At 48.4% G+C, this 16,404-nt stretch carries 20 protein-coding genes; 3 read left to right on the forward strand and 17 right to left on the reverse strand.

Features of this window, described 5'->3' with window-relative positions; translation table 11 throughout:
* Nucleotides 1–65: 65 nt before the first annotated feature.
* From csrA to HNY42_RS14110, 13 genes are all read right to left on the reverse strand, one after another.
* Nucleotides 66–293 carry a carbon storage regulator CsrA gene (csrA, locus tag HNY42_RS14055; RefSeq protein WP_026827533.1) on the reverse strand — a complete coding sequence of 76 codons (228 nt, stop codon included), beginning with the start codon at nt 291–293 and terminating at the stop codon, nt 66–68.
* Nucleotides 293–733: a flagellar assembly protein FliW gene (gene fliW / locus HNY42_RS14060; RefSeq protein WP_251138601.1), complete on the reverse strand. Its 441-nt coding sequence runs from the start codon at nt 731–733 to the stop codon at nt 293–295. Before fliW ends, csrA begins: the two co-directional genes overlap by 1 nt.
* Nucleotides 734–737: 4 nt before the next feature.
* On the reverse strand, nt 738–1,316 hold the full coding sequence (locus HNY42_RS14065; protein ID WP_131502232.1) for a DUF6470 family protein: 579 nt from the start codon (nt 1,314–1,316) through the stop codon (nt 738–740).
* 17 nt (nt 1,317–1,333) lie between these two features.
* Entirely contained in the window at nt 1,334–2,293 is a 960-nt protein-coding gene (flgL, locus tag HNY42_RS14070; protein ID WP_131502233.1) for a flagellar hook-associated protein FlgL, read from the reverse strand.
* A 7-nt stretch (nt 2,294–2,300) separates the two neighbouring features.
* Nucleotides 2,301–3,830, reverse strand: a complete 1,530-nt coding sequence (flgK, locus tag HNY42_RS14075) for a flagellar hook-associated protein FlgK (RefSeq protein WP_131972290.1) — start codon at nt 3,828–3,830, stop codon at nt 2,301–2,303.
* Between the two features lie 12 nt (nt 3,831–3,842).
* On the reverse strand, nt 3,843–4,250 hold the full coding sequence (locus HNY42_RS14080) for a flagellar protein FlgN (protein WP_131502235.1): 408 nt from the start codon (nt 4,248–4,250) through the stop codon (nt 3,843–3,845).
* Nucleotides 4,251–4,345: 95 nt separating this feature from the next.
* On the reverse strand, nt 4,346–4,594 hold the full coding sequence (flgM, locus tag HNY42_RS14085; RefSeq protein WP_012371329.1) for a flagellar biosynthesis anti-sigma factor FlgM: 249 nt from the start codon (nt 4,592–4,594) through the stop codon (nt 4,346–4,348).
* Between the two features lie 459 nt (nt 4,595–5,053).
* Complete coding sequence (locus HNY42_RS16320; protein ID WP_251138602.1) at nt 5,054–5,458, reverse strand: ComF family protein; 405 nt, start codon at nt 5,456–5,458, stop codon at nt 5,054–5,056.
* Nucleotides 5,445–5,570, reverse strand: a complete 126-nt coding sequence (locus HNY42_RS16325; protein WP_255508362.1) for a hypothetical protein — start codon at nt 5,568–5,570, stop codon at nt 5,445–5,447. Before HNY42_RS16325 ends, HNY42_RS16320 begins: the two co-directional genes overlap by 14 nt.
* A 127-nt stretch (nt 5,571–5,697) precedes the next feature.
* Nucleotides 5,698–6,912, reverse strand: a complete 1,215-nt coding sequence (locus tag HNY42_RS14095) for a helicase-related protein (RefSeq protein ID WP_188004695.1) — start codon at nt 6,910–6,912, stop codon at nt 5,698–5,700.
* 159 nt (nt 6,913–7,071) lie between these two features.
* Complete coding sequence (locus HNY42_RS14100) at nt 7,072–7,917, reverse strand: DegV family protein (protein WP_114595065.1); 846 nt, start codon at nt 7,915–7,917, stop codon at nt 7,072–7,074.
* Between the two features lie 134 nt (nt 7,918–8,051).
* The gene (locus HNY42_RS14105) at nt 8,052–8,747 is read right to left on the reverse strand and encodes a response regulator (protein WP_188004696.1); all 696 of its coding nucleotides are present in this window, start codon (nt 8,745–8,747) and stop codon (nt 8,052–8,054) included.
* Nucleotides 8,744–9,916 (reverse strand): sensor histidine kinase, encoded by a 1,173-nt coding sequence (locus HNY42_RS14110; protein WP_131502238.1) that lies wholly within the window; start codon nt 9,914–9,916, stop codon nt 8,744–8,746. Before HNY42_RS14110 ends, HNY42_RS14105 begins: the two co-directional genes overlap by 4 nt.
* 98 nt (nt 9,917–10,014) lie before the next feature.
* Between HNY42_RS14110 and HNY42_RS14115 the strand changes: the two genes are divergently transcribed.
* The 3 genes from HNY42_RS14115 (at nt 10,015) to HNY42_RS14125 (ending at nt 12,162) form a co-directional block, all read left to right on the forward strand.
* Complete coding sequence (locus HNY42_RS14115; protein ID WP_188005462.1) at nt 10,015–10,656, forward strand: YigZ family protein; 642 nt, start codon at nt 10,015–10,017, stop codon at nt 10,654–10,656.
* 68 nt (nt 10,657–10,724) lie between these two features.
* Nucleotides 10,725–11,756: an LCP family protein gene (locus HNY42_RS14120; protein ID WP_131502240.1), complete on the forward strand. Its 1,032-nt coding sequence runs from the start codon at nt 10,725–10,727 to the stop codon at nt 11,754–11,756.
* Nucleotides 11,731–12,162 carry a GNAT family N-acetyltransferase gene (locus HNY42_RS14125; RefSeq protein ID WP_131502241.1) on the forward strand — a complete coding sequence of 144 codons (432 nt, stop codon included), beginning with the start codon at nt 11,731–11,733 and terminating at the stop codon, nt 12,160–12,162. The genes HNY42_RS14120 and HNY42_RS14125 overlap by 26 nt, the downstream gene beginning before the upstream one ends.
* Before the next feature lie 89 nt (nt 12,163–12,251).
* Here the strand turns inward: HNY42_RS14125 and chrA are convergent, their stop codons facing one another.
* From chrA to HNY42_RS14145, 4 genes are read right to left on the reverse strand one after another with little or no spacing between them, the layout of a single operon-like run.
* Nucleotides 12,252–13,409 carry a chromate efflux transporter gene (chrA, locus tag HNY42_RS14130; RefSeq protein ID WP_188004697.1) on the reverse strand — a complete coding sequence of 386 codons (1,158 nt, stop codon included), beginning with the start codon at nt 13,407–13,409 and terminating at the stop codon, nt 12,252–12,254.
* A gap of 54 nt (nt 13,410–13,463) precedes the next feature.
* Nucleotides 13,464–14,585 (reverse strand): DUF418 domain-containing protein, encoded by a 1,122-nt coding sequence (locus HNY42_RS14135; protein WP_131502243.1) that lies wholly within the window; start codon nt 14,583–14,585, stop codon nt 13,464–13,466.
* Between the two features lie 55 nt (nt 14,586–14,640).
* The gene (locus HNY42_RS14140; RefSeq protein WP_131502244.1) at nt 14,641–15,684 is read right to left on the reverse strand and encodes a glycosyltransferase family 4 protein; all 1,044 of its coding nucleotides are present in this window, start codon (nt 15,682–15,684) and stop codon (nt 14,641–14,643) included.
* A 57-nt stretch (nt 15,685–15,741) separates the two neighbouring features.
* Nucleotides 15,742–16,143 carry a Rok-like winged helix domain-containing protein gene (locus tag HNY42_RS14145; protein WP_131502245.1) on the reverse strand — a complete coding sequence of 134 codons (402 nt, stop codon included), beginning with the start codon at nt 16,141–16,143 and terminating at the stop codon, nt 15,742–15,744.
* Nucleotides 16,144–16,404 lie beyond the last annotated feature (261 nt).

Genomic DNA, 16,404 nt, shown 5'->3' on the forward strand with positions numbered 1-16,404 from the left:
AAGAATTGAGCATTTTTTTGTTGAACGAAAAAACAGGACCGACATTGAAGTCCGTCCCGTCCTGGTCATGTATCTGTTCGTTGTTTTAATAATTGGCTCATCAGACCGGTACTTTGCGAAGCTTCCGCATTTTCATCCTGAATCGCCAGATAGATTTCTTTGCGGTGGATATCGATTTGCCGGGGCGCATTGATACCGAGTTTGACTTGATCCCCTTCGATCGCGAGAATCGTCAACTCAATATCATCCCCGATTTGAATCGCTTCTCCCGTTTTTCGTTTTAAGACGAGCATCAGCGGCCACCTACTTCGGTCAAACTGCCGATCATCCGACGATTCGCGTACGTTTCATCGAGAATGATTTGTTTCGCTTGACGACGTTTCGTCTCCATGACGAATGGTGCCCGTAAGTTCGTCGTCGATTCCTGGAACGGTTCACGTAACGTGACCGTCGTATAGACGGCGACTTGTGCCGTTTCCTGAATCCCAAGTTGCTCCTTCGCCGATTCCGGTAATTCAAACACGTAATCCGGATCAATCCAAAATGGATTCGTCACGACAAACGCACACTCCGGCTGGTCAATCGATTGGAATGACCAAAAAGGAATCCCTTCGCCGAACGGTAAGAGGATAAAGCGTCGTGCTTCCGGAAAACCCGGTACTTCCGAAGCGAAAGTAATGATTTCACTTTCGTCCACTTGAACCGGACCAAAAAAATCAGTAATGATTTGCATATGATTATCCTTCCCCATCGAACATGCCGCCGACCGGCCACATATCCAGTTGATTTTGTTCCCGCAGATAAATTTCGACCGTACCTTCCGTCACATTCAACTCCGGTCGATTGATCTGAACCTCGATTCGCGGTCGTTCTGCCGTGTAATTGAGTTGCACTTCCGCCGGTGTATAATTGATTTTGACGCGTTCGAGACTGCGTGGCGAAAAGCCGAGTGTCGTCACTTCAGCAGGCGGTGTGTCCCGCGATTTTGCGACGCGGGATACCGCATTTCCCCCTTGCTCGATTCGCATCAATTGATCGCCTTCAGACGCTGCCCGGCCAACTGCCTGTTGCCCCATCTGACGACCATATTCTGCATAACGCTGGACTGACTCAAAAGCCGGAAGTCGTCCCGTTTCAATCATCGCTTGGGTCGAATCAATTTCGAGTCGTGCTGCGACGGTTTCGATCGACAGATTCCCTTTTGGTTGTTCAATCGATAATGTCGCCGGCGCCTGATGTTGCTCAAGTGTCGCACGGGTGGTATTGATTCCAATCTTCGCTGACGTTTGACGCATCTCAAGATGTGGCAGATTCACCGTCCGTCATCTCCTTCTTAACGTAAGAAATCAAGCAAGGTTGGCTGAATGATCCGCGCCCCCGCGCTGAGTGCCGCACGATGTAACGTTTCATACGACTTCAGTTCCATGATGACTTTTTCGGCTTCGATGTCTTCGTTATCCGACATGACCGATTTTGCGATAATTTCTTGATCTTCCAGACGAGATGCGTTCAGTTCAAGTCGGTTGACCCGCGCCCCAAGGTCAGCACGCGTTTCGACCGTCTGATTGAGCATACTATCAAGATCTTTTAACATCCCTGATAATTCGGCTCCATTATTTGAACTATCGACGGCACCTGCGTCTGAAACCCCACCAAGAGCATCGTATAATTTTTTGAGCGTCGTGAACGTCTCCGGACTAAATACATTTGTCGGTGAAACGTTGACTTGTACTTCAATTCCGGAAGAGATTTCATAACGGATGACTTCTTCTTCTTTTAGAGTTGGATCACCGTCTGTAAACACGGTATTAACCGCCTTACCTGGTGTCGTTAAATATTCTTTCAGACCTTCCATCGAAATGAAGGGTTGATCCGTCTTTGTTCCATTAAAAATGGCTTTTTCATTATATTTCGTGTTCGCCAGTGTCCCGATATGTTCAATCAACTGACCCACTTCGCTCTGAATTGCTTTCCGTTGCGTAGCATCATACGTATCCGTCGCAGCTTGTGTCGTCAATTCGCGGACCCGACTCATGGCGGATGTCACTTCGTTGAGTGCCGAGTCCGTCAAGTCCATCCAACCTGTCGCTTCATTGACATTTTTTTTGAACTGTTCGACTTCACGCACTTCTGTCCGGTAACGAATTCCTTGCATTGCGACGACCGGATCTTCAGATGGTCGCTGAATCTTTTTTCCACTGATCAATTGTTCCTGCATCGCACTCAGTTTTTGATAACTGGCAGAGAGATGTCCGATATTTGTTTTCGTCAGCATCGTTTGTGTTACGCGCATTTAGTCATCACCGTCCTACGATTCCCATACCATTGATGATTTTATCAAGCATCTCATCAACCGTAGTAATATTACGCGCTGCCGCGTTGTATGCATGTTGGTACTGAATCATCATCGTCATCTCTTCATCGATTGAAACAGCCGAAACCGACATACGGCGCTGTTCCGCACTTTCCATCAAAACGGCAGAACTCTGACCGAGCCGAGCGACCTGATCCGTTGCGACTGCCATGTCTCCAATGACATTTTGGTAAAACGAACCGATTGTCGTCGTCGTATCGGATCGTTCAAAACGAATGCTTGCCGTCTTCATGTTGGCCAGTTTCAAGGCACCGGCACTATCACCGATGTTTCCGTCTGTCGAGGTAGCAATGTTATCCAGGCTCTTTTTAATGTCTGCTCCAAGCGTGATCGACTTCGCTGTGATTACTCCTCCGTTGGAAGAAACAAAAAATTCACTTGTACCCGCTGTTTTGTCTTTTTTTACATTCGTCGCATGCGCTTCGTTGAATGCTGTCGCAAACGTTGCTGCCATCTCATCCAGGTGTCCCTGCATATTGACATACTCACCCGTTGCTTGACCATCCTCAACGTGTCCGTACATCTCAATCAGACCAATTAATCGACCTGATGAAAAACCGCCGGCTGCGTCAAATGAGATCGTTTGTGAATCTGTTTTGAATCCTGTATAGAGACCATTGTCATCTGTTGTAAAGGTCAACGTTCCTGCTTTTGGTAAATCTGAATCCACTGCAAGCAACTTGTCACCATTCGGTAATTTGATTCGAACATCAATCCGGCCTTCTGCCGTTTTAACCGTATTCCCAAGTGTTCCTTGCTGAATCGCATCACCGTCGACTGATACTTTTTCAAAATCGACGTACTCTGCGAGTTCATCGAAATAACGGTCTCGTTCATCATAAAGTGCATTTGGTAACACACCAAGCGGTTCGACTGTATGAATTTCAGCATTGATATTATGAATCTTTTTGAACAGATCATTTACTTTTTTAGTCGAGACCTCAATTTCACTTTTCAGGTCACCTTGTACTTGATTAAGTGCCTTCGCCATGTAATTAAACGTTTGTGTCAATGTCTCCGCTTTTTGACGGACGACACTCCGGGCACCTGAATCCTGGGGATTCGTTGATAAGGTCTGAAGGGATTCCCAAAACCCGTCAAATGCTTTGGACAAGCCGGTATCCGACGGTTCATTGATGACATCTTCCATACGACCGAATGCTGCTTCTTTTGTACCATAGTAAGATGTCTTCGTTGCCTCGTCTCGATATTGTTTATCGAGCATGACATCGCGGACACGTTCGAGGAGTTCACCTTTTACACCCGTACCGATTTGTCCCATTTTACCCGTACCGATTGCCATCGACAGTTGTTCCGTCGTCGCCATGACAAGACGTTGCCGCGAAAAGCCGGCCGTTCCTGCATTGGCGATATTGTTTCCGGTCGACTGGAGCGCCCACTGATTCGTCGTCAGTGCACGACGACCGGTTTCAAGCCCCATGAATGTTGATCCCATGTATTTGCCTCCTTAAGCATTTCGATTGAAATGTGCGCGATCAAGCGCGGACTGACCATATGTAAAATCATCTGCTTCTGGTATCAACAATTCCAGATGCCAGTTTAAGTAGTGTAACGATTGGGTCAGTAAATCAGCATTTAATTCGTTGAGTACTTTTAACTGACCAATCGTTTGAAGTAACCGACGCATGGAATTGACATCCTCCGGGTGGGCTTGAAGCCACTCCGTCATCGTCATCGTGCCCATCTGCGTCAGGCGTTGTTGTTCCAACTGTTCGATTCGTTTTAAATGAATCGGCTCTTCCTTGACGAGTTGCGAAAGACGTTGCATATCATTTTGAATCAAGACCTGCTTTTTTTCTTTTGCCAATTCAAGTAGTGCGGCATGTTCCGCCGTCAGCTGATCGATGAGTTCCATCCGTCATGTCCTCCTCTTCCGTCTATGTTCGTTCATATAAAAAGCGACCCGCGCATCCGTGCCCCGAGTCGCCTCTATTGTCTAAGTTAGTCTTCTTACAAGTTCAAGAAACGTTCCGCGATTTTCTTCGCATCCGGTTTGTAGGTTCCATCCTGAATGGCTTGTCGAAGGGATTCGATTTTTTCGGTCCGTGAAGGCGTCGTTTCATTGAAACGCAGACGCGCTTCGCTTGAAATCGTCACTTCATCCGGCCGATTCGTGCGTGTTGGTTCTGTTCCTTCTACTTTTTGATTTCTTTCGTACGTTTTAGGCATGTTAACCCATTTCGTAGAATCAATTCGCATGTGAACACCTGCTTTCTAGACTACAAGATTCTTAATTCAAGTTCGATACGTTCGCGGTTTCGAAGGGGTAGAAGAATCTAGCATCGCTTGGGCGAGGTCACGTCGCAGTTTTTCACGACATCCGGCACAAATCGTGCCATCACGGGAGGGCTTCCCGCAACTCTCACACATGATGTCCATCTGAGAAATCTCAGAGATCAACAATCGCCCTTCTTTGATGTAACGGAAGACCGTTTCTCTCTTTACTCCGATAACCATCTCAACATCCTTAGGTGAGGTTCGGACTTTTCGCCGTTCTCGCAGGAACTCACGCACCTTCTCAAAATCAGTATGATCTTTTCTGATACAATCGACACACAGATCAGAAGATTGACGAACAAATAACTTCCCACAAGTTTTGCAGTTTAATACATCCATTTCCTTCACCTCATATTGAGTATCGGCAGAAATGAAGATTTTTTAAACACTTCGAAATAAAGTTACCGCAGAAATTTCTTTGGCGCCGGCTCCATAAAGCCGCGAAGCCGCTTGGTGCAAGGTGATTCCGGTCGTATAGACATCATCGACCAGCAAAATCGTTTTTCCGGTCACCGGCTGAATGACGTGATACGGATTGTCCCGTTCCAGTCGTTCGTGCCTCGTCTGATGGCTGAATGCGGCTCCATCCGCCCGTTCGAGCACAAGCCGGACCCGTCCCCGCATCATCCGGGCGATCAGTTCCGCCTGATTGAATCGGCGTTCGCGCAAACGTTCCGGACTGAGCGGAATCGGGACAATCCAATCCTGTTTGACTTTTACCTTTTTGAGCTCTGTTTTAAACACGTCGAGCAAAGCCGTGTCCCCGAGAAACTTATACCGTTTCATGAACGCCTTTGCTTGTGTCTGATAAAGAAATAGCGGGTGCGTGACCAATCGTCGTCCCTGGTTGCGCCAGTTCTGACAATCCGAACAGAGCGGCAGTCCCGGTTTTCCGCAATCCTCACACCCTCCGCATTCCCCTCTTTTTACAAATTCTATTTTACAGGTCGGACACAGGGTTTGACTAGTCCAGACATTTGATAACGTCCAGCCGGGTAAAAAGTCCTGCCTGCACAGGTAACAGTTCATCGAAATCCCTCCCGGTTCGCTCGTTTAATGTGATGAATCGCTTGGTACATCGCATCGGACCGGTCATTCGCAAACAATACGACGTCCCCTTCCGGAAAATCAGCATTTCGTCCGACCCGTCCGCTGATTTGAATCAAGGCCGCACTGCTGAAAGATTGATCGGCATCGAGAACTGCCACTTGAACGTCGACTAACGTCACGCCCCGTTCGAGGATCGTCGTTGTCAACAAAATACCGGTCGTCTGACGGAAACGGGCGACCTTTGTGACCCGCTCCGGATCGGCAGCATGGACGGTTTCGCACTCGATCCCCTGCTGATGCAAAAAGGTCTGCCATGTCTCAAGCGCCGCGACTTGCGGCACGAACAACAGACGTGGTTTAGTCGCATGCGTCCGAAGCCAGTCTACGATATCCTGTTTCGTATAGGGAATCTGCAGGCGGGGAATCGGCAACGGAAAACCATGATAGCGGCGCATCAAACGAACCGTTGGCAGGCGTTGATCGCGCAACGAAGGTGTCGCACTGAGTAAAATCAAAGAAGAACCGGGAGCCGTCGCCTGACGGACATAGCGGTGTAACGTCCGATCGGTCCGGTACGGAAAGGCATCGACCTCATCAATGAAGACGACGTCAAAACACGCGCGGTAATGAATCAATTGATGGGTCGTACTGATTGTGATGTCGCCGAGTCCCAACCGGTCAGCGGACCCTCCAAACAACGAAACGATGGTTGCCTGTTGAAACGCCCGTCTCAGATGCCCTGTCAATTCCCGGACGACGTCCGCGCGCGGCGTCGTAATCAGGACACGGCGATTCGTACAAAGTGCCCGTTCGATGCCCGGAAACAACATCGGCGTTTTTCCGGCGCCGCAGACGGCATGGATAAGCAGCTTCTCTTGTTGATCAATCGTCCGGATAATCGCATCGGCAATCCGTTGCTGATCACTCGTCAAATTCAGTTCCGTATGATAGTCGGGACGGACGGGGTCAAGCGGGCGCGGATCCGTGACAAGGCGGTCACACGTCCGCAGTTTGCCGAAAATCAAACAATGGCGGCAGTAATAACAGCGTTTCCCGCACGTACACGGTCCGCGGGTCGGTAATTTTCCGCACCGCTCGCAACGCCACGTGACAGCCGGCCGGTATTCAAGAGGAGCATCGACCGACATGTCGAGCCGGTAGTCGGGAATCAATCGTCCACGTAAATCCATAAGTCATTTCCTTTCGTTGACTGACTCTCCTTTTCGGCAAGTCGAACGGACTTCCTGCCGCCGCCTGGAAGCATCCATTTAGCATAACGGGACGAAAAAAGCGTACCTGCTTTCGCAGATACGCCGTTGTTCATTGTATGTCCTATGGATAATACAGGGTTACGCTTCTTGATACCAGGTGATGCCGATCGCACCGGGTCCTAAGTGGGTCCCGATGACAGGACCAAACACACTCATCTCAATCCGGGCGTCCGGGAACCGTTCTTGCAGGACGGCAATTTCCGCTTCCGCTTTTGAAGAGTCTTCCGCATGGATGACACCGATGACATGACCGGCACCGGTTCCTTGAATCGTCTCATCCATCATTTCCTCAATCCGTTTGACGGCCCGTTTGAACGTCCGGATTTTTTCGAACGGCACGATTTTCCCGTCAACGAAATGAAGCACCGGTTTGATTTTAAGGAAAGAACCGACGACAGCTTGTGTCATGCTGAGACGTCCGCCGCGTTGGAGGTGTTCCAAGTCATCGACCACGAAATAGGCACGGATGACTTCTTTTAATGCTTCAAGACGGGCGACGATGTCAAGCGCCGTCGCACCGGCATCACGCATCCGAACGGCTTCTTTGACTAAAAAGGCTTGCGGCATACAGGAAATCCGCGAATCAATCGGATGGACCTGAACGTGTTCGACCATCATGTTAATCGTATGTAAGGCCTGGTACGTCCCACTGATTCCGCTTGATAACGTGATACCGATGATATCCGTCCCTTGCGGAAGTTGTTCAAACGAATCAACAAGATCACCGATGTTCGGCTGTGAGGTCGTCGGTAAACTTCCCGTCTGAATCCGTTGATAAAAATCAGGTACGGAAATATCGAGTCCTTCACGATACGCATCTCCGTCAAAGATGACACTGAGCGGTGCAACATGGACATTGTTTTCTTCACAATAGGTAGTTGGCAGATAGGCAGTACTATCCGTTAAAATCACAATCTGGCTCATTCGTGAATTTCCTCGCTTTTAAGAGTTCCGTCGTGACATAAGGTATTCTGACAGGTCACAATCGGTTTTTATCATATCACAGGTTGAAGTCTAAAAAAAAGAAAGACGGAGCCGAATCGGCTTCCGTCCTGACCTTAAACGACGACGACCCAGCCGCGGCGAATCGCTTCGACGACAGCACCGGTCCGATCGGGTACATTCATCTTACGTAAAATAGAGGATACGTGGTTTTTAACGGTTTTCTCACTGATGAACAACGTATCGCTGATCGCCCGGTTCGAGAAACCGTCCGCGAGCAGCTGCAGGACTTCACATTCCCGGCGTGTCAACACATGTAACGGTGCTTCGGCGACACGTTTTTCAATCGGTTGTGAAGACATCGTCTGCTTCATCTTCATCAGACGACGGTATTCCTGTAACAGGTTCGGTGTGACTTTCGGGTGGACATATCCGCCTTCCCGGTACACAGACCGGATCGCATTGACCAGTTCATCCGTAGCCATCTCTTTTAAGAGATAACCGACCGCCCCTGCTCCAAGCGCATGCATGACATACGTTTCATCGTCATGGATTGACAGGATGATGACCCGGACTTCCGGATGGACTTCTATCAAACGTTTCGTTGCTTCGACCCCGTTGACTTTCGGCATATTTATATCCATTAAGACGATATCCGGCTGATGTGCTTCAACGAGTGGAATCACGTCTGCTCCACTCTCGCCCTCCGCGACGACGACGAACTCTTCTTCGAAATCAAGAATCCGTTTGACGCCTTCCCGGAATAACTGATGATCGTCGATGATGACTACTTTTACTTGCTCGTTATTCACAGTGTTTCTCCTCTCACTCCGGATTCCTCAACTGGAATCCTTACCTTGATGACTGTCCCTTTACCTGGCTGCGTCTCAATCTCAAATTCCCCGTCTATCAATTCAATCCGTTCCCGCATCCCGATCAGTCCGAATGACTCATCACACGATTCGACGATGGAATCAAAATCAAATCCGATCCCGTTATCTTTAACATGAATTCGAACGGAATGTTGATACTGTTCTATGATAATACGAATGTCCCCTGCTTTGGAATGCTTAACTGCATTTTGGACCGCTTCCTGCACAATTCGGAAGACGGCGACTTCATATGTGGACTCAATCCGTTCGCCGCCTCCGAGATAATTAAAGTGAATCGGGATGTTGGAAATTTCCTGCATATGTCGTAAATAGCGTTCAAGTGTCGGGACGAATCCGAGATCATCCAGCGTCATCGGCCGTAAATCATAGATGATACGTCGAATGTCAGCTAATCCATCACGAATCAATTTCCGCAGACGATGTATTTCTTCAAAGGCCGCTTCCGCGCCATTATGCTGGTGAATCTTTTCAATCAAATCAGCCCGGATCAACACGTGGGCAAGCGTCTGCGCAGGACCGTCATGCATATCCCGCGACAGGCGGCGGCGCTCATTCTCTGCCGACTGGAATACTTTTAAACCCATCTCTTGTTTTTGCATCGCTTTTTCGTACTTTTCGTTCATGACCTGCATGTCGTCCGTCAGGAAATTCAACACGACCGAAACACGGCTGATCAGCATGTCGGCACGTTCTATCGTTTCGTCCAGTTGAATCAAACGTCGTTCGAGCTCGTCCCGCCGTTTGCGGCAGTTCATCTCATCGCGTTGATTGATGAATGACTCGAGCTGAAGCGAGTTCGCCGTCTCATAAGCAGAACGAATATCTTGTTCCGAGTAGTTGTCGAAGTTTTTGCTCACGATGACGAGTCGCGCTTTCGAATCCTTAATGTGTCGTTCCAGCCGTTCAGCTTCTTTAATGTAGTCGTGAACACGTGTCTTCAACTCCCGTAGCTCCTGCTGAATTTCAGCATACTGCTCACGTGAACTTTCGGTAATCCGGACGATTTCTTCCCGGCTTTCTTCTACGACACCAATGATGTTCTGTACGATATCATTCAAGGACAGTCGCTCCCCCATCTCATTCGTCATACTACTCCCTCCGTTCCTTGCCAGTCCCCACGGTTGTCTCTCTCTCAAATCGTCGTTATGCTAGAAAGAACTAGTTAACGAGGAGGACATTTTTGATTATGACATTATTTAATTATTATACAGTAAAAGAAAACGGTTTCCATGAAATCATTATCCAAAAGTCACGATTTATTACATATTTGGCGCGTACCACCTCGGAAGAAGAGGCTCAGCGCTTCATTGCGGACCTCAAAAAAAAACATTCGGATGCCAATCATAATTGCTCCGCCTACATCATCGGCGAACGCAATGAGATTCAAAAAGCCAACGATGACGGCGAACCGAGTGGAACGGCAGGCGTCCCGATGCTGGAAGTCTTAAAAAAACGGAATCTCCGCAATACGGTCGTCGTCGTGACCCGATACTTCGGCGGCATCAAGCTCGGCGGCGGCGGATTGATCCGGGCTTACGGCTCGAGTGTCTCGGAAGGCTTGAACGCTGTCGGTATCGTTGAACGGATTGCCCACGATTTAGTGGAAATCACGGTCGACTACACCTGGCTCGGAAAGCTGGAAAATGAATTACGGGCAACCGAACACATCATTGATCAGATTCATTATCTTGATCATGTCAAAATCGATGTCTGGGTCGAGGAAACAGCCGTCCCCGCCTTCCTTGAGTGGATGACGAATTTGACGAACGGGCAAGCCCTGCTCGAGAAAACGCATTCGCGCTATGTCGAACGTGACATTCAACCTTGACCTGCTATACTGGTTGTAAAGAATTTAAAAGTTTTCTAATAATTCAGTAAAGTAAGGAGTAATGAATCGTGGATGATTCCAAACGATCCCGTTCTACCAAACCAAAACCAAAGCGGTCGTGGTTTAAAGTGTTCGTCACCGTTTTTCTAGTCGTATTTATCGCTGGAGGTGCTGCATTTGCCTATGTCGCTAATAAAACGTTCCAAACCGCCAAACAATCAGAAGTCGAACTGTCACGTGGAGATAAATCAGATAAGCGGGCAGCTGCCGTCGACTTAACGAAAGATCATTTTTCCGTCCTGCTCGTCGGAACGGATGAACGTCCGGGTGATACGTCCTCACGTGCCGATACGATGATTGTCGCAACGTTCAACAAAACGGATAAACAAGTCAGTTTGCTGAGTATTCCTCGTGATTCCCTCGTCATGATCCCGTCTGTCGGGTACGAAGATAAAATCAATCATTCCTATGCGTTCGGCGGCATTGATTCAACGATTGAGACCGTCGAAAAGTTGCTCGATATCCCGATTGATTATTACGGTTCAATCAATTTCAATGGTGTCGTTGCGATTGTCGATGCTGTCGGCGGCATTGAAGTCGATGTCAAATTACCAATCGATACGTTAAACTCTTCCGACAAAAAGGGCGGCGTCAAACTCGAGCCCGGTCTTCAACGCTTAAACGGTGAGGAAGCTCTTGCCTATGCCCGGATGCGTTACGAAGATCCAGAAGGAGATATCGGACGGACGAAACGCCAACAACAGGTTGTCCAAGCGATCATCGATCAATCGACATCCTTTGGATCCATCACAAAGCTGAACAAGTTGATGGATGCGACCGGGGATAATTTCACGACAAACATGTCCCTGACGGAAGCGTTCCAATTACAGCCGTTCGTCAAATCCTTGAATACCGTCAACCGGATTGATTTAAAAGGGACGGATACCAAGATCAACGGTGCCTACTATTATAAGCTCGACCCAGGTTCTCTCGCCGATGCGAAAACGATGTTAAAGGAACAGTTGAACTTGCCTGATACAGCGGATGAATCGACTTCAACACCGGAGGTTACCGATGATTCAACGACTGGAATCAACTGATTATCCCGAACTTTACCGGCTTCAACAACAGGCTTACCGGGTCGAGGCAGAATTGATCGGTGCCGCTCTCTTTCCACCGCTTCTTCAGACAGAAGCCGCGTTGCACGAGGAGCACCCGATCGGTTATATCATGCGTCTTGACGGGCGACTCGTCGGAGCGGTAACAGTCGAAGGTGAGACCATCACCCGGTTGCTCGTTTCCCCGGATTATTTTCGTCAAGGTATCGCCACGCAACTGCTCCGGTATGCCTGCGAAAAACAACCGCTCCGCTTCGTCTCTACAGCTGCCTTAAATGAGCCGGCGATTGCGTTGTATCAAAAATTCGGATTTCAATCCATCCGTCAAGTCAAACAAGATTCAATCGTACTCGTGACACTTGAATGCGATGACGTTTCCGATACGTGATTGGTTATAGAGAGAGGTTAACTTAAACGTCAGTCTCTACAAAGAAAAGGGTGGCAGAACAATTCTGCCACCCTTTGTCTTGTTCAAAATCAGAACCAGCCCATGACGGATCCAATCAATGCACCCAAAATAACAATCCGGAGCGGTGATTGTTTATAAAATCGGAGCAGACAAAACAAACCGAATGCAACGAAAAAATCGACTCCTGTTTTGACGCTCGACGTGAAGATCGGATCATATAACGCAGCAAGCAGAATTCCGACGACCGCCGCATTGACACCAATCAACATCCGGCCGACCTGTTTGTTGCCACGGACCCGGTCCCAAAACGGCAGGACACCGAGGACAAGTAAAAAGCCAGGCAGGAAGATGGCGAGAGTCGCAAGGATTCCGCCCATCAGTCCGTTCACGACCGTCCCGAGGTACGTCGCGAAGGTAAAGAGCGGTCCTGGGACGGCTTGCGCTGCCGCATACCCGGCAAGAAAACTATCACCCGTCAAAAAGTCCGGCACAAGCGACTGCTGTAAGAATGGCAGGACGACATGTCCACCACCAAACACGAGTGCACCTGCAATGTACATGATACTCGTCAGTTGAAGATTTCCTGTCGCGTTAGCAGCTAGGAAAGGTGTCACGACGAGCAGGACGACGAACAAAATCAACGCACCGATGCTGAGAACACGTGGCACACGAATATCTAGTTTCCCACCACCCGCAGGTTCATCTTCAAACCAAAATAGACCAATCAGTGCCGCAACAAGCAAGACACCGACTTGTGCCAATGGATGGGCAAGCACCAAGACACCGGCCAACGCCAGCAACATTAAAAATAACCGTTTCGGACCAACTGCAAGTTTTGTTCCCATACCGAGAACCGCATCCGCAACGATGGCGACCGCAACCAGTTTCAGACCATGGATGAAACCGGCTTCCGTTAAATCAAATTCGGTTGCGAGCAACGCAAAAATGATTAACAGAATACTTGATGGTAACGTAAAGCCGATGAATGAGACGATCGCCCCGACGACTCCACCCCGGACAAGACCAATTCCCATCCCGACCTGACTCGAAGCCGGTCCTGGCAAGAATTGGCAAAGGGCGACGAGATCGGCATAGGCTTTCTCATCCACCCATTTCCTTCGCTTGACGTATTCCTCGTAAAAGTAGCCTAAATGGGCAACCGGTCCGCCAAATGATGTTAATCCAAGCTTCAAGGACACGATAAAAATTTCGATCCATCTGTTCATATAACCACCTCCACGCTGAATTATACGAAAAATTTGTAAATTTTCTGTGACTATTCAGACGTTTCGTGATTTTTCCCCGCCATATGTGACAGTTCTCCAAAAAGTCTCCACAGGACCTTGACGATACCGTTTCAGGTACCAGCTCGAGAACAGGATTTGCATGACTAGTACGACGATAACCAGTAACATTCCCTGCCAGAGCGGAATCGTCCCGTATCGCCCGGTTACGAACAGCACCAGTGTAAAGACAAACGTCTGCGTGAGGTAATTCGTCAAGGCCATCCGTCCCAACACTTGAAATCCCATTAACGGACGTCCTGACCGGACGAGTAAAGCAATCCCCGCTGCATAGGCGACAGCGAGTGTGCGCCCCGACAGCCAGACAAAAAAGTAGTTGGCCAGTCCATCCGGGATGCGCCCCTGATGAATCTGAACGATCGGATAGAGTAACGGTAACGACAGCAACAGACTGACGCCGAACACGAGACCGATTGTTCGGGTCGCCGGCGGTCGGGCCGTGAACCGTTCCATGAAGTAAGCCCCGATTAAAAACAGGGAAAGAATTTCCGGCCAAATCGCCAGTGAATTGTTTAAACCGTGCGGTAATTGAACGGTCGCATGATAGGTGACGAATTCCATAATGTCACGTGCCGCCACGATGGATTGCAGGGCCATATCCGGGTTCGGAATCGACCGGTCCCCGACAGACTGGGCATATTGATAAATCGAGAGATAACGAAAGAAGACATACAGCTGTAAGGCAAGACCAATCCATAGTTTCGTTGATGATCGTGTGTGGACGAAGGCAAGCAACATCAAGCCGCAAAGGGCATACGTCTGCAGAATATCCCCTCTCCAGAACAACAGATGGATAAGACCGAATAGAAATAAAGCCAGCAAGCGGCGGACGAAAATCCACAGTGATTTTTTCTTCACCCGCAAGCGATTGATGAATAAGATAAAGCCGGCTCCAAATAAAACACTGAACAACGTGTAAAATTTCGTTTGGATGAACAGGTCAAAAAGCAGGCGCAACACCTGATCGGCAGTTCCCATCTCATTCGTGAAACGTTCCCCAAGGAAACTCGGCATATTGACAAAGAGGATTCCGCATAAAGCAAATCCCCGCAAAACATCCAGATAGACAATTCGGTCTGCTCGTTCAATCGGATTCATCTCGACTCTCCCATCGCCAAATCAGCCGCTCAAACGGATTTGAGCGGCTGATTGGTCATTTTGATGTCATGCGTTCCAGCAAATCCAGTAACGGTCGATAACGCTCACCCAGTAAGCCCAGCGATTCGACTAAAATATCGAGTACCAGCAATAACATCAGCAAGGATACCAGTGCTCCAAGCGAAGTCGTTTGTGAAAAGAGGATCGCTGTCATCCCGAAAACGGCACATAGTCCGTAAATGACGAGTACCGCCTGCCGCATCGTAAACCCAAGGTCGAGTAACCGGTGATGAAGATGGGCTTTATCCGGCGCAAACGGTGGTTTTCCCTGTAACACCCGTCGAACGATCGCAAACAAGGTATCGGAAATCGGGATACCGAGCAGGATGACCGGAACCGCGAGCGAAAACAAGGTGACGTTCTTGAAACCGAGCAATGACAAGACACCTAACATATATCCGAGGAATAACGCCCCGGTGTCCCCCATGAAAATCTTTGCCGGATAAAAGTTGTGGAACAGAAAACCAAATGTACTCATTAATAAGAGAATCGCGACAATCGTCACGTAGACATTGCCCTGAATGACGGCGAGACTGATCAGCGTCAGCAAAACGATACTCGACACCCCTGCCGCCAGGCCATCCAGCCCGTCAATCAGGTTGACGGCATTCGTGATACCGATAACCCATAGAAACGTCAGCGGGACACTCCACCAGCCGAGAAATAATTGTTGATCGAACGGCAGATTGATGAACTCAATCCGGATACCGCCGTTTAAGACGACCACGGCCGCGACGATCTGCCCCATTAATTTAAGCCGGGCATTTAATTGAAAACGGTCATCGAGTGCTCCCGTCAAAATCACGACAAAGCCTCCGACCAGGATATGTGTCGCATAGGGACTGGAAGGTTGCAAAATAAAGTAACCGATCATGAATGCGATGTAAATCGCAAGTCCGCCTAACCGCGGCATAATTCGTACGTGTACCTTTCGCGCGTCCGGACTGTCAACGGCACCGACTGCAATCGCAAAGCGTTTTACAACGGGTGTGATCAGTAAGGCCGCGATAAAACAGACAATGGACGCCGTCCATAACATAATAACATCACGCTCCTGCGCGAATTATATCATAAAAAAAAAGAGCCGACGAGCGGCTCACATGAAGATCGGGACTTCTGCAGATGGATCATATGTATAGATACCGCGTCCGACTTTTTTAATCGCAGGATTCGCTTGTTCCACTTTGGCCATCAATTGATAGATGTTGCTGATTTGGTGACGGTACCGGAGTTCGAGTTCCATTTGGATATCGCGTGCCGACATCGACTCGCGCTCACGCATCAAGTCACTGATTTGGTGGACATACACTTCCAGCGGGTAACGTTGATTCACTCGGCGTTGTTTAAGGGGACGTTCTTGTGTCACCGCGATTTCTTTTGCTGAATCGCTTGTTCCCCGGCTTAATTCTGCGATTAAATATTCAGCGCGTCGTTGCAAACGACGGTATTCCTCTTCGATTTCCATCAGTTCTCGGTAGATATGTTCACTCGATCCCATTTGTTAACCTACTTTCCTAAATTAAACATAAATATTTCAATTATGTTTCAATTGTATGTTTTTTGAAATAAAACAAACTACATTTTGCCTCTTTAATATATAATTTTATTATATATTTAATTATTCTGTAATATTTTTCTCTCATTGGTTGTCACTTGACTACACTTCATATTAACAGAAAGGAGCTAGAACGGAATAGATAAATTATAAATTAAACTATTTTAAAAATACTTAATTGACTATATAAGGTTTTATACGTAT

The organism is Exiguobacterium sp. Helios (genome assembly GCF_014524545.1).
Lineage (GTDB): Bacteria > Bacillota > Bacilli > Exiguobacteriales > Exiguobacteriaceae > Exiguobacterium_A.